This is a genomic window from Pseudoalteromonas sp. CO348, assembly GCF_004208845.1.
Taxonomy (GTDB): domain Bacteria; phylum Pseudomonadota; class Gammaproteobacteria; order Enterobacterales; family Alteromonadaceae; genus Pseudoalteromonas; species Pseudoalteromonas maricaloris.
In genome coordinates this window covers 96804-119511 of the sequence record NZ_SGPI01000039.1, presented here as the reverse complement: position 1 = coordinate 119511, position 22708 = coordinate 96804, and the positions used below count along the sequence as shown (strand labels likewise).

Here is a 22708-nt window from a genome sequence, read left to right as displayed (position 1 = left end):
CCCCAATGCAACACATTGGGGCCATTTCATTTCATTTCTGAAATGTCCTATCTAACTTTTCGCAGCCAAGCTTAAATAAACGCTGCACATTTTTTAGGTGCTTCTTTGCGCCTTCATGATTCATAGAGAAACACGCCAAGGCCGCAAGTAAAAAGATAACCGATGGACCGGGCACAACAAAGAAGATCAATGCTAGAATACAAAACACAATACCAGCAAGGTCGTAAATAATTTTCATGTTATTTCCTCCTATACAATATGAGTATAAGGTGTGTGGTAAAATAAACTATTTCCAATTGTAACAAACCATAAAATTCTCAAGTTGATCATTAATCCTTCGTGATACAATTAATTCAAAGCAAGTAAAATATACCGTCATGATCGCAAATATTAGTCAGCAGGATTCTGCAAACGAGCTTATCAACCTCTATCAAAGTAAACTAACTGATGCAGGTTTTAGTGGGGACATTGATACGAGTTATGCTACTCGTCTTGTTACGTCAACCGACAATAGTATCTATCAGGAAATCCCTCAAGCAGTATTATTTCCTAGAACAAATCGAGACGTACAACTTGCACTTGAAATCGCCCAACAAGACCCATTTTTGTCTCTCACTTTTGGCCCTAGAGGCGGGGGAACTGGTACGAATGGTCAATCACTTACACCCGGTATTGTGATTGATCTATCGAGACACATGAGAGAAATTCTTGAGATCAATGAACAAGAAGGCTGGGTTCGAGTTCAGGCGGGTGTGATCAAAGATCAGCTTAATGACTTTCTAAGACCTTACGGCTATTTCTTTTCTCCAGATCTTTCCACCAGTAACCGAGCAACAATAGGTGGTATGGTAAATACTGATGCGTCGGGCCAAGGTTCACTCGTTTATGGCAAAACAAGCGATCATGTTCTTGGGCTTAAAACCTTTTTAGTGGATGGAACAGAGTTAAATACCTCGAAGTTAGCAATTGATAAAGCCGAGCTACTAGCTGAGCAAAACTCAAAGACTTCTCACATTTATGCAAATGTCATCGAGATCTGTCGAAGCAATCGAGCACTTATACTTGAAAAATTTCCAAGACTAAACCGCTTTTTAACCGGTTATGACCTCGAAAATGTATTCGACGATTCACTAACTACTTTTGATTTGTCTCGAATTATTACGGGTTCTGAAGGTTCGCTTGGTGTTGTAACCGAAGCAAAACTTAATTTAACGCCAATTCAGCCATATAAAACCCTAATCAATATCAAATATGACTCATTTGAATCAGCGCTTAGAAACAGCCCTTTCTTGGTGTCCGCTAATGCTACATCGGTCGAAACTGTAGATAGTAAAGTTCTAGGTCTTGCCAAAGAAGACATCATTTGGCATTCAGTATCGGACTTAATTCAAGATGTACCAGGTGTTGAGATGCAAGGTCTTAACATGGTTGAGTTTAATGGTGAATCCGAAGATGAAATTTCGTCTAAAGTCGATAGTTTATGTCAACGATTAGATCAGCTTATTGCAAATAAAGAAGCGGGTGTAATTGGTTATCAGCTTACCAATGATAAAGCAGATATCCTTAAGATCTATGCAATGCGTAAAAAATCAGTTGGCTTATTGGGTAACGCAAAAGGTAATAAAAAGCCACTTGCTTTTGCTGAAGATACAGCCGTTCCACCTGAAAACCTTGCTGATTTTATCATTGAATTTAGAGCGTTACTTGATAGTTACCAATTAGATTATGGCATGTTTGGTCATGTTGACGCCGGTGTTTTACACGTCCGTCCAGCACTTGATATGTGCGACCCCGAACAGGAAAAATTACTACGTGTGATCTCCGATAAAGTAGTAGCGTTAACTGCAAAATACCGCGGACTAATGTGGGGAGAGCACGGAAAAGGTTACCGAAGTGAATATGGACCCGAGTTTTTCGGTGAGCAACTATTTAATGAACTTCGTAAAATTAAAAGTTTGTTTGATAAAAACAACCGCTTAAACCCTGGAAAAATTTGTACACCACTGGATTCAAGTGACCAATTAGTGTCGGTCGATGCACAGAAGAGAGCTTGGTTTGATCGTACAATCCCAACTGAAGTAAAAGTAAACTACGAAGCGCCAATCAATTGTAATGGTAACGGACTTTGCTTTAACTATGATGACAACTCACCAATGTGCCCATCGTATAAGGTAACCAAAGATCGTAGAAACTCTCCAAAAGGACGCGCTGGATTATTTAAAGAGTGGTTACGACTTCAAAGCAATAAAGGGGTCGATTTGATTGCTACAGAAAAGCAATTAATCAATCATGAAAATGATACTACTTGGTGGGAGCGCTTTCTCAATACCCGAAAGAAAAACGAATATGACTTTTCCCATGAAGTTAAAGCATCAATGGATGAATGTTTAGCCTGTAAAGCGTGCACAACGGCATGCCCAATAAAAGTGGATGTTCCTACGTTTCGAGCTAAGTTTTTAAACTTTTACTACAGCCGTTATAATCGTCCACTTAAAGACTACTTAGTTGCGAATATAGAGCGAGCACTGCCTACCATGGCTAAGTTTCCAAATTTAGTTAACGCTCTACAAAGTAATCGCATATCAAACTTTTTCGTTGAACGGCTGATCGGCTATATTGACTCGCCAGCGCTAAGTAAGGTGCAGCTTAGCAAGTTAGTCCCGAACAAATATTTCTATTCAGAGCGCAGTTTTGAAAAGTTAAGCGATGAAGAACAAAAAAGCGTGGTATTTGTTGTTCAAGATCCTTTTACTAGTTTCTATGAAGCAGAATTAGTATCGGACTTTGTGCAAGTTATATCAAAACTTGGGTTTTATCCACTCGTATTACCATTCAAACCAAACGGTAAGCCACAACACGTTAAAGGCTTTTTAAAGGAATTTAAATCGACTGCGAAGACTGCCGCACAGTTTTTAAATACAATCAGTGAATATAACAGGCCTTTAGTTGGGCTCGATGCCTCTTTGGTGATGTGCTATCGCGATGAATATAATGATATTCTCAAAGAAAGCAGGGGAGACTTTAAGGTACAATTAGCGCATGAATGGCTTGCAACAATCGATATCCCAACGGCTGCGACAATCAGTCCATCAAAATTTACATTAATAAGTCACTGTACAGAAACAACAGCGATGCCTGAATCTAAAAATGTCTGGCAAGATATTTTTAATAAGTTGAACTCCAATATAGAAGCGGTTAATACGGGATGTTGTGGCATGGCGGGAACTTATGGCCACGAAGCCCAAAATCAAGAAAACTCAAGAGCGCTCTACGAATCCTCATGGCAGCATCATATTGATAACGCAGCTCAAGATGAAATATTAGTGACTGGCTTCTCTTGTCGGTGTCAGGTTAAACGCTTTAGTGGACAAAAACCTAAACACCCGCTTCAAGCACTTAATAATCTACTAGATTAGTATAGTAGTTAAACGAGCCCAGTTTACTGGGCTTTTTTTATTAATAGTTTTAGCTGAAGACAAACTGAGTGAATTCACTTTTTAGTATGATGTGTTCTTCGTTCGTGCTGCGCGAACACAAGTCCGTTATTCTCGAGCCACTAAAATTTGACGGCTCAATAACATTGATCCAATTTAAGACTCAAAAGCTATATTTACCATTATCTACACAACACCAGCAAACGAGTATTCGATAAGTCGATAAGTTATTATTATCGCTTGACCATAATTCGAAAGGGGATTGGGCGTTGTGTTTCCAGCTGCTTAAGTTTATCTATCGACTTATCAGTAAAGATATGGCCTTTTGGTAGCAATAAAATTCCTTGATTACTGTGAAGCGCTAAACCTAATATCATGCCAGGTTTGAGTTTTTCAGTTGTCAATATATCAACCGAACCGACTTGCTCTTGGCCTAGCTCGTTGTTACTCACAGCTTTCTCTAAAATATCAACGACTTCTGGGGAGTAGAAATTTCCTCTATAGGTTCGGATAAGATCTAGCGCTAAATCGGCTTTCTCTTTATCAGAACCGTTAGCGCTGTATAAGTTGTCATAATAATCTCGGGCGACCGCAAGTATCTGTGAGCCCAAAGGAATTTCTTTGCCTTTAAGACCTTTAGGGATCCCTTGACCATTAAATTTTTCAAACTGATGATAAATCGCCTCGGATACGTCAGATAGGTGCTGCGCTGGCATCAACATAAGCTGTGCAATGGAAGGATGCGTATAATAAATTTTCTTTTGTGCTTCGCTTAGTTTTCTCGGTGGCGATTTATAAATTTCTGGGTCCATAGCAAGTAAACCTACTTCCGCTAAATACCCTGACATCATAGCCGTTTCAGCTACTTCACTAGAAAGTTCTAGCTTCTTAGCTATAATTTTACATAATTTGGCTATGCTCTTCGCTTTTTTACCATCGATAAATGGATTTGCATTCAGAAAATTATAAAGTAACTCGACGGTAGCCCGATGTTCTTTACGTTCTTTTTGATTAGCTTGCTCTAATTGACTTAACACTTTGCGGATCTGCGCAGTGCGTTTTTGTACAAGTCCTTCAAGGTTTTCATTTAACTCAGTGAGTTGCGCATTTTTTTGTACTATCTCTTCATTTAGTCTCTTATTTGTGCTTTTTAACCTGTATTTCTCTGAACATTCTCTCACGGTATGTACGAGTATATCGTTATCCCAAGGCTTTTGAATATATGCATGGATCCCACTTTCATTAATGGCTTTAATTGTTGAAGCAAGATCAGAGTATCCTGTCAGTAATATCCGTTGTGTATCTGGGCAAATCCGCTTTACTTCATGCAAAAATGTGGCGCCATCCATTTCAGGCATCCGCATATCACTAATAACAACTTCAAAAGAGGAGTCTCGGATCAGCGCCAAGGCTTGCTGTGGATCACTACAGAGCTCTGCGTGTATTCCATTTTGACGGAATAAGCGATTTAATGACCGTATCACGTTCGTCTCATCATCGAGACAAAGCACTCGTATCGCTTCATTTGAAGTCGTTGATAGCTCAGCAAATTCCAAAGTTCAATCTCCTAAATGAATTAATTTAAACTTAGTTCAAAAAGGAAGCCACGACAAGAAACCGTTAAAATACGCCTTAAGTCTAATATTACCCTTCAACCTTATTAATAACTTTTCAATATATGCTTAAAAAACAAACTGGTAACTGTATAAACTTTAGAGAAGTAGGCTAATAACTATCGCTTAATATTAAATAATTACAGTTTTATTTATATGTATCAGCAAACTAAAACTAAGCATATTAATCAACAATTTAGTGTTACATTTTGATGAAAAGCAAGCTCTAGTTTACGCTTACGTTAACGTTATCAGCTAGAGAAAAATGTTGTTGCCATATTGAATTTATGTGTTAGGTTTATGTTGTTATTGTTAACCAAATACAATAAATGGTTGGAGAACCAAACTATGAAACAACATGTAAAGACCCTTAAATTATCGCAAATGGCTTCGATCCTCGGAGCCATTTTATGCGCTAACTCATATGCTTATAATTGTGATGGCTTACCTGAATGGTCACAAAATTCGGCATATAATGGCGGCGCTCAAGTACAAAAATCGCAACAAGCTTTTGAAGCAAAATGGTGGACTCAGGCTGATCCAGTAACCCACTCTGGACAGTGGGATGATTGGAAAAAATTGGGCGATTGTGACAGCGTTGTCACCAACACACCACCGACAGTACAGAGCTTACTTCCAGTTGATGGCAGCGCTTTTAATGAAAATGACAGCGTTGCCATTTCTGTAAATGCAACAGATAGTGATGGCCAAGTCGCACAGGTAGAGTTTTTTGTAGATGGCACGTCAGTTGGTATTGATACCACAGCGACAGGTGATAATTTTTCATTTAACTGGTCAGCAACCGCTGGAACACACGCAATTTCAGTAGTTGCAACAGATGACAAGCAGGCTGTATCCAACACATTAATAACCAATATTATCGTTAATACGGCAGGAAATCAGTTACCTACAGCAAACCTTTCGTTAGGCGGAGGTAATAATCTGGTTATTAATCAGCCTGTAGACATCGTTCTTGATGGTTCAGATCCCGACGGCTCAATAGCAAAACTAACCCTACTTATTAACGACCAAGTCGCATTTGAAAGTGCAACAGCACCAGCTCAACATACTTGGACACCAACGCAACTGGGCACAGTAACATTAAAGCTTGTTGTTGAAGATAATACCGGTGCGACAGCAGAGAGCATACTCAACGCAAATGTGGTTGAAACACCGCCAGTTGTAAACAGCTGTGTTCCGCATGGTCTTTATCAGACTCCAAATACATCGCCTAATTACTGTGATATTTATGATGAAAGCGGTCGAGAAAAAATGGGCACCGATCACCCAAGACGCGTCATCGGTTACTTTACCAGTTGGAGGACAGGTAAGAATGGTCAACCGAGCTATTTAGTTGATGATATTCCATGGGATAAGATCACCCATATCAATTACGCTTTCGCGCACGTTGATGCCAATAACAAGGTTTCAATAGGTAATCCAACAGCTCCTAACAATGCAGCGACGAATATGACTTGGCCGGGGGTTGCTGGTGCAGAGATGGATCCGTCTCTTCCCTATACCGGTCACTTTAACTTGCTGAACAAATTTAAGAAACAGCATCCTGATGTTAAAACCTTGATCTCAGTCGGCGGTTGGGCAGAAACCGGTGGCTACTTTGACGAAACAGGTAAGCGAGTTGCCAGCGGCGGCTTCTATACGATGACGACCAATGCAGATGGCAGCGTGAATCACGCTGGTATTGACGCGTTTGTAGCAAGTTCAGTTGAATTTATCCGTAAATACAACTTTGATGGTGTCGATATTGACTATGAATATCCATCTTCTATGAATGACTCTGGTCACCCGGATGATTTTGCGATATCAAACCCGCGTCGAGCAGCATTGAATGCTTCTTATCAAGTGTTAATGAAAAAGCTAAGAGAAGCATTAGATCAAGCAGGTCAGCAAGACAATACACACTATCTATTGACGATCGCATCACCGTCTTCTGGTTACCTTCTACGTGGTATGGAGACATTCCAAGTCACCAAGTATCTAGACTACGTCAATATCATGTCTTATGACTTACACGGAGCGTGGAACCAGCACGTTGGTCATAACGCATCGCTATTCGACACCGGCGAAGATTCCGAGCTAAAACAGTGGAATGTTTACGGCACCAAAGAGTTTGAAGGTATTGGTTACCTAAACACTGATTGGGCGGTCAAATATTTCAGAGGCTCTGTCTCTGCAGGGCGCATCAACATCGGAATCCCTTATTATACTCGTGGTTTTAGAGATGTAACGGGTGGTACAAATGGCCTTTGGGGGCAAGCTGCATTACCTAACCAAGCTGATTGTCCTCCGGGGACTGGCAGCGGTGAAAAGAACAAGTGCGGGAATGGTGCTGTGGGTATCGATAACTTGTGGCACGACAAGAACGACGTTGGCTTAGAAGTACCGGCAGGTTCTAACCCACTTTGGCATGTTAAAAACCTTCAAAATGGCGTGTTAGGAAGTTACCTAAGTGATTATGGACTAGATCCAGTTAACAACCCAGAGCATCAAATTAGCGGTACTTATGCGCGCCATTATGATTCCGTCGCTGTTGCTCCTTGGCTCTGGAATGCCAGCAAGAATGTTTTCTTATCCATTGAAGATGAAGAGTCAATGGCTGCGAAAGTCGACTATGTCATCAACCAAGAACTAGGCGGAATCATGTTCTGGGAGCTTGCTGGTGACTTCGATTATGATGTAAGCAAAAATGAATATTTCATGGGTTCATCGCTAACAAGCTTAGCCTACAACAAGTTTAACCAAAGTGGCACGCCATACTCGGTTAAACAAGGAAATAAGAGCTTTATAAAACCAGCTTCTGCAGTTGATGTCGCATTCGTTGCAAAAGATTTCCCAGCCGGAGATGCTAACTATCCAATTGCACCAACTTTTGCCTTTACCAACAACTCAGCGATAGATTTGAGTGGCGCAAAAATTTCGTTTGATGTTCCTGTTGCAACATCGGCAATTTTCAAATCTAACTGGAATGCACAAGAAAAGCTTGGTATGGCAGTGGACGTAAATGGCTCAAATGCTGCGGGTAATAATATTGGCGGCTTCGAAAACGAATTCCACAGATTCTCTATCACGCTTGTGAACGAGTGGGGTGGAACGCCTAAGTCTTTTGCTCCTGGTGAAACCATCAATGCCCAAGTCATGTACTACATGCCGATTTCTGGTCCTGTTAACTTTGTGGTTGAGAAAGACGGTAATCGCTATGCATTTACCAGCGAATATAACGACCTACCAATCGCAACACCTGGTACTGGGCCTACAGATCCGGTAACTAGCTGTAAAGGTACACCTATAAGTCAAATTGTGGTTTACCCGAACTTGCCACAGGGCACACATGCAGCTCAAGGTGATTTAATTGTTGAAGGAAACGCGGTGTATGAAGCGAAATGGTGGAGTAATAAGCAACCATCAGTCAGTAGCGACTATACCAAGGTTTGCAACTTGTAAATAATAAATGGGGAGCTTTGCTCCCCTTTATAAAAGGCGAATAAGCATGAATAGTTTACACCGTAAATATGCGCTTGGTCTTTTTGGCGCAACCTCAGCTTTGCTTTCAAGCCCAGTTTCAGCTCATGGTTTTATGGACTTTCCCAAAGCAAGGCAAGCAATCTGTCAAGCGCAAGGAGGCTATTGGTGGCCGGATGATGGCTCAAATATCCCAAACCTAGCGTGTCGAGCAGCTTTTCTAGACTCAGGCCATTTTCAGTTTGTACAAGAGCATGAATTTTCGACCAATACAGCTGACTACAATAACCTAGAGGCGGTAAAAGCGAATATCCCCAATGGTACGCTTTGCTCAGCTGGTGACCCAAACAAAAGTGGCATGAGTGTTGTTTCACCACACTGGCAGCGTACAGTTGTAGAGCCAAACGCTCAAAATAAACTTGCCATTAGCTTTAGGGCGACAACACCTCATAATCCCAGTTTTTGGCAGTTTTTCCTGTCAAAGCCAAACTACGATGGCGATACATCTCCTCTGACTTGGAATGATTTAGAGCTTATTAATGAATTTGGCAATATTGATTTCGTTGTGGATCCTGAAGGTAAACGCTTCTATAAAATGGAAATAGATATACCGCAAGGCCGTGAGGGCAATGCAGTTTTATATACCCGTTGGCAGCGGTTTGATGTCGCAGGAGAGGGATTTTACAATTGTTCTGATATCACAATAACCTCAACAGGCACGCCACCAGAATGGGTAAGCAGCGGCTATTTCTTAAAGCAAGGGCAAGATGCTAAAGCCGGTGATAGCGTGTGGTTTAGAACGTTTGATCAATCTGGAAATGAATTAATTAGCCATAACTTGAATGTAACCTCCACTAATGCATCAACATGGCAAGCTGAGTTAGCTCTTTATCTTAATAGCAATTACGGAAATAAGGTCAACATTGGTGTTAAGCAAACGGACGGTTCAATTGCGTTTGATGCAAACGCCTTGTTAGCAAACGAAGTATTTTTGCCGCATGCCGCTTACACCAGCAATCTTAGCGTTGTAAAAGGGGGTGACAACACCGCGCCTACGGTGAATCCAATTTCTAACCAAAGCATCGCAGAAAATAGCCAAGCGACAGTGCATGCTCATGCGTTTGACGACCAAAATGACCCACTGACATTCATTTGGAGTATTCCTGCACCGCTTAGTTTTAGTGGCGAAGGTGACACGATTTCCATCTCAACACCTGAAGTGACGGCTGATCAAACCTTTCAGGCTGAACTTAATGTCACCGATGGCAAAGCAAGCACGACCGTAAGTTTCTCAATTACCGTTCAAGATAGCACCAATAATCAATACCCAGCTTGGAATAGTACAACTACCTATGTCGCAGGCGACAGAGTAACACATCAACAGAAGGTTTATGAGGCCAAGTGGTGGACTCAGGGAGAAGAGCCCGGCGCATCCGATGTTTGGAAAGCAATTTAAAGAAAACCCAAATTAATTGGGTACAACATGTAACTACAATAAGGTTGAAGATATGAAACTTAATAAAATAACCAGCTATATAGGACTTGCCTTACTGAGTGGCGGGGCACTTGCAGCCCCTTCTACACCAACATTAGATTGGCAGCCACAACAGTATTCGTTCGTAGAAGTTAACGTCGATGGGCTTGGCTCATACAAGCAACTGGTAAAAGCCAAAGATGTTGTCGATATTAGCATCAAATGGAATGCTTGGAGTGGCTCTGGCGGTGATAACTATAAAGTATATTTTGATGATCTACTCGTGAACCAAGGTACGCTTGCAGCTGGTACTAAAAGCGGAGTAGTACAATTCCCCTACACTAAATCGGGTCGCCATCAGCTTTATTTAGAACTGTGTGAAGGTACCGTATGTGCAAGAAGCGCAGGGAAAGAAATCGTCATTGCCGACACTGACGGTGCACATCTAGCGCCACTTCCTATGAATGTAGATCCGAACAACCGTAATAACGGTACAATACCAGGCCGTGTAACGGGTGCTTATTTCGTTGAATGGGGCATTTATGGCCGTAATTACGACGTAACTAAGATCCCGGCTCATAACCTATCGCACATTTTATATGGCTTTATTCCGATTTGTGGTCCTAACGAGTCGCTAAAATCCATCGAAAATGGTAATAGTTGGAGAGCGCTTCAAACTGCATGTGCTGACTCTCAAGATTACGAAGTCGTCATTCACGACCCTTGGGCTGCAGTGCAAAAATCTATGCCAGGGGTGGATGCAAAGGATCCTATTCGCGGTGTTTATTCTCAATTAATGGCGCTAAAACAACGTTATCCGGACCTTAAAATTCTGCCTTCAGTAGGTGGTTGGACGCTATCTGATCCATTCCATGGCTTTACAAATAAAGCAAACCGCGACACTTTCGTCGCGTCTGTAAAACAATTCCTTAAAACGTGGAAGTTTTATGACGGTGTAGATATCGACTGGGAATTCCCAGGTGGTGATGGTCCAAATCCAGATTTAGGCGATCCAATTAACGACGGTCCAGCCTATGTGGCGCTAATGCAAGAGCTTCGTGCAATGCTAGATGAGTTAGAAGCTGAAACCGGCCGTCAATATGAGCTCACTTCTGCAATAGGTGCAGGTTATGACAAGATTGAAGATGTAGATTACCAAGCTGCTCAGCAGTATATGGACTATATCTTTGCGATGACCTATGACTTCTATGGCGCTTGGAACAATGAAACGGGTCATCAAACCGGTATCTACTGTGGTTCTCATCTCAGTACTGATGAATGTAACGGGACAGGCGTTGACGACAATGGTGTGCCACGCAAAGGCCCGGCATATACTGGCGACCATGCAATTCAATTGCTACTTCAACAAGGTGTGCAGCCCTCTAAGCTCGTTATGGGCGTTGCAATGTACGGCCGCGGCTGGGAAGGTGTGCTAGATGCAAATGCAACCATTCCTGGTAATCCGATGACGGCGCCAGGCAATGGCCCATTGACAGGTTCCACCACTGAAGGCGTGTGGGAACCAGGCATTATGGATTATAAAGCAATTGCAGCGAACGCTGTAGGCCAAGGTGGTTCAGGTATTAATGGTTATGAAGTAGGCTACGATGAGCAAGCACAAGCAGCATATGTTTGGAACAGAAGTAACGGTAAACTCATCACTTACGATAGCCCACGCAGCGTTATCGCAAAAGGTCAGTATGCAAACACTCATCAACTCGCTGGTTTATTTGGTTGGGAAATTGACGCTGATAATGGCGACATTCTAAATGCAATGTATGATGGCCTTACAGCAGGAGAGATCCCTAATCGTGCACCTTCTATCGGAGTTTCTGGACCAATCAATGTGACCTCAGGTCAGGTTGTGAATGTCGATGCGCAAGCAAGCGATTTAGACAATGATCCATTAACCTATTCATGGGTTGCTGCGTCTGGTTTGGCTTTATCTGCTAACAACACCGCAGCTGTCGCTGTAACCGCGCCTTCAGTCACTCAACAGACAAGCTACGACTTGACTGTAACGGTCAATGATGGCGCGTTATCAACAACCAAAACAATCGTTGTTGTTGTAAACCCAGAAGGTGCAAATGCAGCGCCTGTCGTTACACCGGTTTCAGATATTTCGGTTAATGAAGGAGCCTCGGCTACTGTCAATGTGTCAGCAACTGACCCTGAAGGCGCAGCGCTTAGCTATAGCTGGAGTGCACCAGCCGAGCTGAGCGTAGTAGCAAATGGCAACTCAGCGACTATTACTGCTGCAAATGTCACTGCCGACACAACCGTCCCAGTAACTGTTACTGTATCAGACGGGGTGAACGCTGTTGATACAACATTTAATGTTACGATTAAAGATGGTGGCGCCCAATACCCGACTTGGGATCGCTCTACAGTATATGTCGGTGGCGACCGAGTAATTCATAACGGCAATGTCTTTGAAGCAAAATGGTGGACTCAAGGTGAAGAACCTGGAACCGCTGATGTATGGAAGGCAGTAACTAACTAATCTAACCATCCCCAATTAATGAGCTTGCCAGTCAAGCTCATTTTTTATTCACATAAACATAAAGTTACCCATTATCTGGCTTTTATCACCAATTTCTTCTTTCTTTTTCTGCTTGGTCTTTCATAATGACATAATGAACTTCATAAAAGAGTCATAAGTTCTGGCAGTGCTTATTCGTCTATCCGTTTTATTATTCGTTTTAGTTTTTCCAAAAAGCTACGCGTCCGACTGCGCGGATCAGTCATCCCTAAAAATCGGCATTGGCTCTAGTTGGCCGCCTTTTGTTATGTATGGCACTCGTCCTTACGGCATAGACGTAGATATCACTAGAGCAGTTTTTGAACGAGCAGGGTTTTGTATCGAGTTCATTCAGCTTCCTTCATCGGCTCGTGGGATCACTGAGCTTGAAAAGGGCTTAATTGATGTCCTGCCATCCGCAAGTTTTAGCGTCGATAGAGCAAAAATTGCTTACTTCTCCTCGCCATATCGGCGTGAAAAAATGCGCTTGTTCGCTAACAAGGAAATAGATCTCGATAGCAACTTAATCGAGTTGTTTTCTGCAGGCTATACATTCACGGCCAATCCTGGAGCCTACTACGGTGAGGAAGTGAAACAAATAAAAAAAATCGATTGGTACGACAGGCGGTTGTTTGAAATCGCGAGCTTAGACCGGCGAATAGAGATGGTGGCTAAAAACCGCGTCGATTTTCTGATTGAAGATGAAGACGCAGGCTACTACTATATCAACAAGCTAGGCTACCAAAGCATTCAGCTACACCCTTATGTAGTTAACGATAACGCTATACATTTTATGCTTGGACGTCATGCATTTAAGCGTAGTGACATTGAGCGCGTTAATGAAGCAATCACCAATTTAAATGGCACAATAGCGAATATCTCAGAAAAATATAGAAAAGATTCAGGATGACTCAACTGCAGCAACTCTTTCAAACACTACAAAGTACATTTGGACATACGACACTTCGCCCGGGGCAATCGGAAGTCATTGAATCTATACTTCAAGGCCAAAGTGCAATCGCTATTTTTGCAACTGGTGCAGGCAAGTCGTTGTGTTATCAGTTACCAGCAATATTGAAGCAAGGGATGTGCTTAGTCGTTTCACCACTATTAGCACTAATGCACGAGCAACGAGATTACCTACAAAGTAAAGGCGTTGCGACTGCTTGTCTTGACAGTACTCAAAGCAAAGAGGAAACGTTGCGCATAGAAAATGCGGTGCGAGACAATGCACTTAAAGTCCTCTTTATATCAGTCGAGCGGCTTAATAGCCAAAAAGCACGTACCTTGTTATCACAAAGCAATATCTCTTTTCTTGTCATTGATGAGGCGCATTGTATTTCTGAGTGGGGACATAATTTCAGGCCAGATTACCTAAAAGTGGCCAAATATCGCCATGAACTTGGTATCAACCAAGTGCTATTACTCACCGCGACAGCAACAAATAAAGTTGCACGCGATATGGCGGGTAAATTCGATGTATCCGATCAAAATATCATTAGAACGGGCTTTTACAGAAAGAATCTATTCTTAAGTGCGGCGCATATTAGCGAATCTCAAAAAGACGAATATTTACTCGCCTTTTTAAAAAAGGCAAAAGGCGCTGGTATCGTTTATGTCACGCAGCAAAAGCAAGCAGAAGAAGTAGCAAAAATGATAACTGCTTGTGGCTTTCCTGCAGAAGCTTTTCATGCATCATTGCAGAGCGAAAAAAAGGCCCAAATTCAAGCAGATTTTCTAGCGAAAGCTAATCTTATCGTTGTAGCTACCATTGCATTTGGTATGGGTGTAGACAAACCCGATGTTCGCTGGGTACTACATTATGATATGCCAAAATCTATTGAGGGATATAGCCAAGAGGTGGGTAGGGCAGGCAGAGATGGCGAGAATGCACATTGCGTTGCTTTAATTAATAATGAAAAAATTGCCACATTAGAGAACTTCGTTTATGCCAGTGCATTAGAGCGAGAGTCATTAACGCTGCTTTTTAATGAACTTTTCGGTGATCCTGCTACAGATTATCATCTCAATGAATACGATCTCGCCTATAAAACCAATATTAATCAATTGGTACTAAAAACACTTATTGTCCAGCTCGAACTGCAAGGTTACTTACAAGTAAACTACAGCTATTTTGCAGAGCTAAGCATCGCATTCAGCCAAGACAAAGATAAAATATTAGCCAAGTACTCGCCTGAGCGGCAACGGTTTTTGACTCAGCTATTTTCGTGTTTTGAATTCAAAAAGAAATGGGGATTACTTTCACATCAAGCATTAAGCGAGCAAAATATCCCACAGGCTAAAGCCCAAGAAGTCGTTGAGTATTTGCAAAACCAACAACTGATTGACGTAAAAGTCGCTAAATATACGTCGGTTTATTCAAAGCCTATCCAACAAGTTAACATCAATGAACTGGTTGAGTCTTTCTACCAGCAATCACAAATTAAAGAGCAAGGCGAACTTGCACGGCTAAGACATTTACTCAAATTTTTCCAGCTAACTTCATGCTATCACAAAGCGCTTGCCAGCTACTTCGGCGATATGCACGCACCAGAACAATGCGGTCACTGCGGGGTCTGCGGCGGTAAGCATTTGATCGTCAATGCACAAGAGAGCCGGGAATTAGATATTGAAACAACACAAAATATTTTAAGAGACGCTTCGCAGTTTGCATCGCAACGCGGCGTAAATTTTTCTACTCACCTCAAAACGTTGTTTTTACTAGGCTTAAATTGCCCCTATTTTACTAAATATAAATTCAGACAACTTGAAGGATTTGGCAGCTTGTCCGGCGTAAAGTATGAACAGGCAAAAGCATTGATCATGGAGCGCGCATTATAAATGAAAACAGATATTATTAAACTCGCCACGATCGCGGAAAAAAAGACCAAATATATAGTCGGACTTATGAGCGGTACCTCATTGGATGGATTAGATATTGCGTTATGTAAAATTGAAGGTGCCGGGAAAAGTACACAGCTAACAGTCGAACAATTTACCACGATAGAATACGACTCTTCGCAAAAGCAGCTTCTCAGTGATCATGCGTCTAAATCACAGGTAAGTCTTAAAACGTTATGTCAATTAAATGCGTGGCTAGGCGAGTTGTATGCAAGTCTAATCAATAATGCTTTGAATGAATGGCAAGTCGCAGCCGACACTGTTGATTTAATAGCGAGTCATGGACAAACACTTTACCATTGTCCAAAACAAGCCTTTGCAGACGTTGAAAAATTAAATAGCACATTGCAGATCGTTGACGGCGATATTATTGCGGCAAAAACGAACATCATCACCATCTCAGACTTTAGACAAAAGCATATCGCCAAAGGATATGAGGGAGCCCCTCTCGTGCAATATGGTGACTATTTGTTATATTCGCACACAAGTATCGATAGGGTTTTACTCAATATTGGCGGTATTTCAAACCTTACTTATTTGCCAAAAAATTGTGCACTAGCGCAGAGTATGAGTAGTGACATCGGTCCAGGAAACACATTAGTAGACCAATATTGTCGCCACGTATTAGGGCTGCCGTTTGATGAAAATGGTGAGATTGCGTCAAGTGGAAAAATTCAATTGCCATTTCTCGAAACCTTACTGTCACACGAATTCTTTGATATGCCACTTCCAAAATCAACTGGACAAGAGTTATTTAATCAAACCTTCGTGCATCATGCATTGGACGGAAAAGATTATAATCATGAAGATATCATCACGACACTGACCGAATTCACAGCTATCACTGTCGCAGATGCTGTGAACGAGCTTGGTACAACTGAATTAGAGCTATATGTTAGCGGAGGTGGAATTCATAATGTGTTTTTAATGGCGCGAATTGAAAGCTATTTGAATAACCGTGTTTTAATCAAGGATTTCTCACAACTGGGTATCAACCCTGATGCCAAAGAGGCCGCCTTATTTGCCCTACTTGCGAATGAAACCGTATCAGGTGGTAGCGATGCGCTGCCTTTTTCTATGGGTAAGATTTCATTACCAACATAGTCGCTAAAAAACGGATAATACAGCGCTGACCGCCGAGTTAAAAATACGTTTGAAGCCGGTAGTCTGAGTTGTAACCGCTTCAGATACTGGCTCGCTTACGATAATTCGTTCATTCAAAATGATATCAAACTCAGCCGCATTCTTTAGGTAATCGTGGAGTCCCACTAGATTCAATTGCATAAAGTAAGGACCTGCATCAAGCGATTGCTTTACTTTGATTTCTACAATCTTAGTGAGATAAGACTCCGGATCAACCACCAAAGAGACCTCGCACTTCGCATTTCGCTCACCGTGCTTTGTTAGTACAACGTTAACTCGGTCATCAATACGCGCATCCATTGGCAACTCTATCACCAAAGAAAGTCCTTGCTCACCTGGTTGCAGACTAAGTTTCTCATAGGGTTGAACAGCACGGTACTGTCCCCTCATAGAACTTGTGATCTGTGCTGCATTAAAACTAAAAATACCAGGTTTGCTACTCATTACTTTCTTTCGTTATTTACAAGACAATGTTAATTATCTCAAAGCTAAATGACAGAATTATGACTTACCAACCAAAGGCTAAAAAAGTCAAAGCTCGGCAATACCGAGCTTTAAATACATTCTTTGTGCGTTTTATTTATCGTACTGCGAGCATAATGAGTCCCGGAAATACAAAGAACGAACCTAATACGTAAGCCAAAGCTGCTGGTTTATTCTGCGCACCAATCTCAGCTAACTTCTCAGCTAGACGAAGTGGGATTTCTCTCAGCAGTGGTAACCCGTAAATAAGTGCTACCGCAAAAACGTTAAACATAACATGTACAAGTGCAATCGTTAATGCGACTTCTGCAGCAGGACCTGTGATAGATGTTGCTGCTAACAAAGCGGTAATTGTAGTGCCTATATTTGCACCTAAAGTGAACGGATATATCTGGCGAGTGGTAAATACGCCGCTGCCAGCAAGTGGGATCATCAAGCTTGTTGTTGTCGAAGACGATTGTACCATTACCGTAACTAAAGCGCCTGAGCTTATACCTACAACAGGGCCTCTGCCTATCGCACTATGTAATAATTCTTTCGCTTTACCTACTAACGCCTTTTTGAGTAATTTACCTAAGTAAGTCACAGCGAACAGGATCATCATGATACCAATAACAACCATGGCAATACCTGCTGCTGTAGAATCTAAGAAGCTAACACCATCTTTTACCACGCTAACCGCTGGTTTCACTAGTGGTTTGATAAAGTTGTAACTTTTTAACGATAAGTCAGCATCACCAACAAATACATGGGCTAGTCCTGACGCAAGTTTCTCTAACATGCCAAACATGATTTCCAAAGGAAGGAAAATAGCAACGGCTAATAAATTAAAGAAGTCATGTACGGTGGATGCGGCAAACGCTCTTCTAAACTCTTCTTTACTACGAATGTGGCCGATAGAAACGAGTGTGTTGGTAATAGTCGTACCAATATTTGCGCCCATCACCATAGGAATTGCGATACTAATAGGTAATCCACCAGCAACGAGACCAACAATAACAGAAGTCACCGTTGAAGAGGACTGCACCAATGCAGTTGCTAAAGCCCCTAAGAGTAGGGCGACGATTGGATTGGTTGCAAATGCGAAGATTTCCTTCGCGCCTTCACTTCCACCTGAGGCCAATTTAAAACCGCCACTCACAGTGCCAACTGCGACTAAGACTAAGTAAACAAGTAATACGATTGACAGCCAGTTAAAAAGTTTAGCTGATGCTGAAGTCTGAGATTGATTAACCATAGTTTCGCTCTTAGAGTAAGTAATCTTCATTCATTACACTTTTATTTCAGCCGCGCATTTAACCACCCAATTGTTACAGTTATATTTCAGTTTTATGTAACTCGACACGTATGCTCATTTTCTCATCGCATTTTTTGAAACAGTGGTAACTAATAGTAGTAATATGCTGTTTTTACTGATTATTAGTTATGTGATGCATTTACATTTGTTTACTTCTCCAAATTTGATCCACATTTGCTTCACTATTTAAAAGTAGGATTTAACTATAATTATTGTGCCTTATATCACTATGTTAAGACTTTTCTCGTTAATTTTTATGCTTTTTTCTATGGCGGCTGGTGCAGTTGACTTTACGCCTAGTGCCGAGCATAGAGTAAGTGAACCATTAACAATCCATTTTGGAGAAGTCGATGCTGCGCAATTATCTTCAACGCTCGGGATAAATGAGCGCGAAAGCCAATCTATTGCAGAGATACTTTCAAGCCAAGCACCTGAGCTAAAGAATGAGTCTTATCAGTGGGCGTTGATCACCCCAAATATGCTTATATCCGAGGGCAGAAATTACATCGCATTTGGTTTTGCTAGATTGCCTTGGCTAAGTGTTGCTTTGGTTAACAACGGCGAGGTCTCATTTTTAACGCAGCACACCCTGAATACCGCGTTTAATATTAGGGAAGTAGAAGCACCGCAATTATATCTACCAATATCAAAAGAACACTTAGGAGGAGCAAGTCTTATTGTCCGCTATCAGACTTTTGCGAATGCCCCCGCTGACCTTAGGTTAATAAATGATAATGAGCTAAACAGTAATGTTCTTACCAGTACGGTTACCAATGCTGCACTTAGCGGGATCATAGCAGCCGTGTTTGTTATTGTATTGGTTAACTTCTACTTTAATGCCAACGCGACCAACGCTTATTATTGTATTTGGACGCTATTGTTTTTGCTTATTGTGTTGGATATGTCAGGGCTCACATTTCAATATTTTTGGCCTTCACAAGGCAAATTTGCCACCTTATTTTCAGCTTGTTTGATGACTTTTGTACCAGTGTTTCATCTTCTTTTCATCAAACAATTTCTGCAATTAAAGCATAGAAATAAAACCTTACACCTTTTATATAATGGATTTTTAGCGGCTTACCTACTGCTTATCCCAGTAGCAATCTATTCAAAATCGGTTCACTACAACTTAGTATTAAGCTTGAGTATCATCCCGCTATTTCTTTATACCAGCTATTGGTCTTTGAAACAGAGTGCTCCTGGTTCTGTCACTTTTTCCCTCAGCCTGCTAAATCATGTCATCTTTGTAAATTTCATTGCTATCGGTGGGACAATGTATGCGGGTTTTATCAATGTTTATCATATATCAAGCGCGATTAAGTTTGGCTACTTAATAGAGGTCATGTTATTTACGCTGGCACTTGCGCAACAAAATAAGTCAGCCCAAAATAATCTGCTATCAACGCTACAAACTCAGGTGAATGCACTCTCGAATACAGTACAAACAGAAAAGCAGTTCAACCGTCAAAATCAGCAGGCGTTAGAAAAGAAAGAACAACGTTTATTTACCGATCTCTCTCATGAGCTGCGTACCCCCCTTACGGTGATGAAGGTACAAGTTGAATCTCTACAATACAATATTGTAGAGAATGTTCAGGAAAGCTACGGCAAGCTCATGGATAAAATTGACGAGCTAAACCACTTTATTAATCAATTGATGCTGGTCACTGACAATGAAAAGTTAGCAACTATGCTTAATCTAAGAGACTTCACGATCTGCAAACTGGTAAATCAAGTACATACTCAGGCTGCCGGCTTATTTAAGGATAATAAGGAGCAATTAGAGGTTAACTATCAAATATCTGGTACAGAAAAGATAACCATCGACCTAGACGCGATCACTAACTGCGTTCTCGAGATCTTAGGTAATGCGATTAAGCATGGTGGAGATAAGGTCCAAGTAAAGATGAGTTTCTTTAGCGTCGACAGCAATCTAATCATTCGCATTGAAGACTCAGGCACTCCGCTATCCTATGAGGCGCACCAACAGCTATTTGACCCGCTTTACAAATCACAATCTGCAAGGACCAATTCGGGTAAATCCAAGGGGATGGGCCTTGCGATGTGCAAAAAAGTGGTAGAAGCTCACAGTGGACAAATTGAATCCTTTAATAGTCTATTAGGCGGGTTGAACATGGAGATCAAGCTTCCGTTAACTAAAGTGCCTGCTTTTAGCTGATATACAACAGTATGTTTTCGCGCTCACGTTTTATTATTTCGTCGCGGTATTAGCTTAAGCCAAAATGCAATTTCAAGTGCCACACCCAATATCACAAAAATAAACATCCCAGTGTGGCTGCTATAGCTATAAGCAGCTACTGCACCAATGAGGAGAGCCAATAAAATAGCGATTCTGTGAAGTGTCTTCATCTTATATCCTTTTCTATGGTGACTTAGCTAATTCATTTACAGCCGAATACCAACTTTACAACTCTCCTGAAATTGCCACTTGGTTACGACCATTGCGCTTGGCAAAATAAAGCGCCTGGTCTGCCGAGGCGAGCAATTCTTTACCGATGTAAGGTGGCTTAGTCTGAGTATGTAATCCTGCACTTAATGTCATCTCTATACAATAGCTTTCGCTTATCAATGGGCTAGCCTCACATGTCATTCTGATCTTCTCTGCAAGGTCAAAAGCCTGCGAACCATCTGTTTGCGCAAGTACAATACAAAACTCTTCGCCGCCATACCGTGCGACAAAGTCTCCCGCTCTCGTAGCACAATTGCAAAGTATACGTCCGATGTGAATCAGACAATCGTCTCCCGCTTCGTGACCATAGGTATCGTTAACCTGCTTAAAAAAGTCGATATCGATCATAATAACACTAAGAGCGTGTTCAAAACGCTTTGCTCTTGAGCACTCACTATGCAAGGCTTCGTCTAGCGCTCGCCTATTGGCAACGCCAGTCAGCGCATCGGTGCGACTCGCAAGCTCCAGTCTATCGTTAGCTTCCTGTAGCGCTTGGGTTCGGATGGCGACAGTCTTTTCTAATTGAGAATTTACTTTTTGGATTTCATTGAACGCCGTTAATTGCGCCTGAAAGCGCTTGTTTTTCTCGGTATTGAGCTTTTCACCTATTGCTATCGACAAACAGGCCACCTCAATGGCAGTACCTATCAATAGCGCATTTTCGGTAAACCAAGTTTGGCTGATTAAATCTAATTTATTTAGCGCAAGAATGATCCCGCCAATGAGCACTGAGCTCCAAGCAATCGAATAGTATGTCGCTAAGCGGCTTTTCCCAGCCAAACGTAAAATACGGCAGAAAACGCCCCAGATACAAGCTGATACGGCATACGTTATGGTAAGTTTTATCATCACTGCATAGTCAAAAAACACAGAAGAAAATAAGAGTACCAACCCAAATCCCAAAATTAAGCGACAACCTAGGTAAAGCCACTTGTCAGAAATACCAATCTCGAGCAATGTCATAACAAAGTAAGTGCCGGTTAACACCGAGCTGATAAGAAAAAACAAGATTGCTTGATCGTTCCACCAAAGACTATTTGGCCAAAGATATCGGAAGGCAAAACCTGATAAACAAGCGGAAAATAGCGCTAAACAAATAACGTATAAAACATAGTAAAATAACGTGGATTCGCGAATGGTAAAATAGAGGAGCACATTATAAGCTGCCATTATTCCCATCAAACCAAAGTAGATCCCCATCACGATACGGAAAACTTGGTCATTTATCAAAAAGTCATGGTTTGTCCAAAGTACCACGGGAAGTTGCAGCGCACTGGATGAGCGTACTTTAATGTATAGTGCTACCTTACCATGCGTGCCGTTTGGGAGCGGTATGATAAAATGCTCATGCGCAAAAGGGCGGTCAACGAAAGGTTGTTTATCTCCTAATTGCTGATGAACAAATATATTGCCTTCTTGTAGCATGTAAACATCAAGCTGATCCAGCACCGGATAGGCTATCTCAAGTAAATAAGGCCCTTCTTTTTCATCAATATTTAACGACGTACGTACCCAGTAACTTAGGTTGGAATAACCTAAGTTCAGCACTTTATCATCGGTAGTTTGCCAATGGATACTTGGGTTATTTATGATGTCGACAATTTTAGCATTTGAAGCCACGTACTCTAGTTGCAACGTCTCTTTGCCAGCAGCTACCACTTGACTAAACAGAGACAACAGGAGTACAAACAATAAAAAGACGTACCTTTGCCTCAATCACCCACCCTCGCTACGTCCCATAATCACAGACAAATAGCGCTCTCGCCGAAGATTATGAAATAAAAATAGTACTTTAATCATAGTCAGCCATAAATAGTTCGCCAATTTTGAATTACGTTCAACTATCCTATAGAATGCGCCGCTTGTTTGATGTGATCGATTCCAACGTCACA

13 protein-coding genes are annotated in these 22708 nt (G+C 41.6%); 8 read left to right on the top strand and 5 right to left on the bottom strand.

The window, feature by feature from the left end:
• Window positions 1-31: 31 nt before the first annotated feature.
• Window positions 32-238 carry a PGPGW domain-containing protein gene (locus EXT48_RS20375; RefSeq protein WP_130165571.1) on the bottom strand — a complete coding sequence of 69 codons (207 nt, stop codon included), beginning with the start codon at window positions 236-238 and terminating at the stop codon, window positions 32-34.
• A 139-nt stretch (window positions 239-377) separates the two neighbouring features.
• Between EXT48_RS20375 and EXT48_RS20370 the strand changes: the two genes are divergently transcribed.
• On the top strand, window positions 378-3416 hold the full coding sequence (locus tag EXT48_RS20370; protein ID WP_130165570.1) for an FAD-binding and (Fe-S)-binding domain-containing protein: 3039 nt from the start codon (window positions 378-380) through the stop codon (window positions 3414-3416).
• Between the two features lie 251 nt (window positions 3417-3667).
• Here EXT48_RS20370 and EXT48_RS20365 read toward each other — a convergent pair whose 3' ends face one another.
• Window positions 3668-4990, bottom strand: a complete 1323-nt coding sequence (locus EXT48_RS20365; protein WP_130165569.1) for an HD domain-containing phosphohydrolase — start codon at window positions 4988-4990, stop codon at window positions 3668-3670.
• 405 nt (window positions 4991-5395) lie between these two features.
• Between EXT48_RS20365 and EXT48_RS20360 the strand changes: the two genes are divergently transcribed.
• The 6 genes from EXT48_RS20360 (at window position 5396) to EXT48_RS20335 (ending at window position 16527) form a co-directional block, all read left to right on the top strand.
• On the top strand, window positions 5396-8509 hold the full coding sequence (locus EXT48_RS20360; protein ID WP_130165568.1) for a glycosyl hydrolase family 18 protein: 3114 nt from the start codon (window positions 5396-5398) through the stop codon (window positions 8507-8509).
• A gap of 46 nt (window positions 8510-8555) precedes the next feature.
• A complete protein-coding gene (locus EXT48_RS20355) occupies window positions 8556-9983 on the top strand; it encodes a lytic polysaccharide monooxygenase (RefSeq protein ID WP_130165567.1) in 1428 nt (475 codons plus the stop codon).
• 52 nt (window positions 9984-10035) lie between these two features.
• Window positions 10036-12504: a glycosyl hydrolase family 18 protein gene (locus EXT48_RS20350; RefSeq protein ID WP_130165566.1), complete on the top strand. Its 2469-nt coding sequence runs from the start codon at window positions 10036-10038 to the stop codon at window positions 12502-12504.
• Between the two features lie 166 nt (window positions 12505-12670).
• Window positions 12671-13432, top strand: a complete 762-nt coding sequence (locus EXT48_RS20345) for an ABC transporter substrate-binding protein (protein ID WP_130165565.1) — start codon at window positions 12671-12673, stop codon at window positions 13430-13432.
• Window positions 13429-15363: an ATP-dependent DNA helicase RecQ gene (locus EXT48_RS20340; protein ID WP_130165564.1), complete on the top strand. Its 1935-nt coding sequence runs from the start codon at window positions 13429-13431 to the stop codon at window positions 15361-15363. The genes EXT48_RS20345 and EXT48_RS20340 overlap by 4 nt, the downstream gene beginning before the upstream one ends.
• Window positions 15364-16527, top strand: coding sequence for an anhydro-N-acetylmuramic acid kinase (locus tag EXT48_RS20335; RefSeq protein ID WP_130165563.1), 1164 nt, complete (start codon window positions 15364-15366; stop codon window positions 16525-16527).
• A gap of 3 nt (window positions 16528-16530) precedes the next feature.
• Here the strand turns inward: EXT48_RS20335 and EXT48_RS20330 are convergent, their stop codons facing one another.
• Window positions 16531-17010: a hypothetical protein gene (locus tag EXT48_RS20330; RefSeq protein ID WP_039495325.1), complete on the bottom strand. Its 480-nt coding sequence runs from the start codon at window positions 17008-17010 to the stop codon at window positions 16531-16533.
• Window positions 17011-17146: 136 nt separating this feature from the next.
• Complete coding sequence (locus EXT48_RS20325) at window positions 17147-18286, bottom strand: Na/Pi symporter (protein ID WP_069019181.1); 1140 nt, start codon at window positions 18284-18286, stop codon at window positions 17147-17149.
• Window positions 18287-18614: 328 nt separating this feature from the next.
• Here EXT48_RS20325 and EXT48_RS20320 point away from each other — a divergent pair, with 328 nt between their 5' ends.
• Window positions 18615-20525 carry a sensor histidine kinase gene (locus EXT48_RS20320; protein WP_240703415.1) on the top strand — a complete coding sequence of 637 codons (1911 nt, stop codon included), beginning with the start codon at window positions 18615-18617 and terminating at the stop codon, window positions 20523-20525.
• A 246-nt stretch (window positions 20526-20771) separates the two neighbouring features.
• On the opposite strand, the gene EXT48_RS20315 is transcribed toward EXT48_RS20320, so the two are convergent.
• Entirely contained in the window at window positions 20772-22508 is a 1737-nt protein-coding gene (locus EXT48_RS20315) for a diguanylate cyclase (protein WP_130165561.1), read from the bottom strand.
• Window positions 22509-22708 lie beyond the last annotated feature (200 nt).

Coding starts and splice junctions, on each gene's coding strand:
- EXT48_RS20375 (WP_130165571.1), bottom strand. CDS start 238: ATGAAAATTATTTACGACCTTGCTGGTATTGTGTTTTGTATTCTAGCA.
- EXT48_RS20370 (WP_130165570.1), top strand. CDS start 378: ATGATCGCAAATATTAGTCAGCAGGATTCTGCAAACGAGCTTATCAAC.
- EXT48_RS20360 (WP_130165568.1), top strand. CDS start 5,396: ATGAAACAACATGTAAAGACCCTTAAATTATCGCAAATGGCTTCGATC.
- EXT48_RS20355 (WP_130165567.1), top strand. CDS start 8,556: ATGAATAGTTTACACCGTAAATATGCGCTTGGTCTTTTTGGCGCAACC.
- EXT48_RS20350 (WP_130165566.1), top strand. CDS start 10,036: ATGAAACTTAATAAAATAACCAGCTATATAGGACTTGCCTTACTGAGT.
- EXT48_RS20340 (WP_130165564.1), top strand. CDS start 13,429: ATGACTCAACTGCAGCAACTCTTTCAAACACTACAAAGTACATTTGGA.
- EXT48_RS20335 (WP_130165563.1), top strand. CDS start 15,364: ATGAAAACAGATATTATTAAACTCGCCACGATCGCGGAAAAAAAGACC.
- EXT48_RS20330 (WP_039495325.1), bottom strand. CDS start 17,010: ATGAGTAGCAAACCTGGTATTTTTAGTTTTAATGCAGCACAGATCACA.
- EXT48_RS20325 (WP_069019181.1), bottom strand. CDS start 18,286: ATGGTTAATCAATCTCAGACTTCAGCATCAGCTAAACTTTTTAACTGG.
- EXT48_RS20320 (WP_240703415.1), top strand. CDS start 18,615: ATGGCGGCTGGTGCAGTTGACTTTACGCCTAGTGCCGAGCATAGAGTA.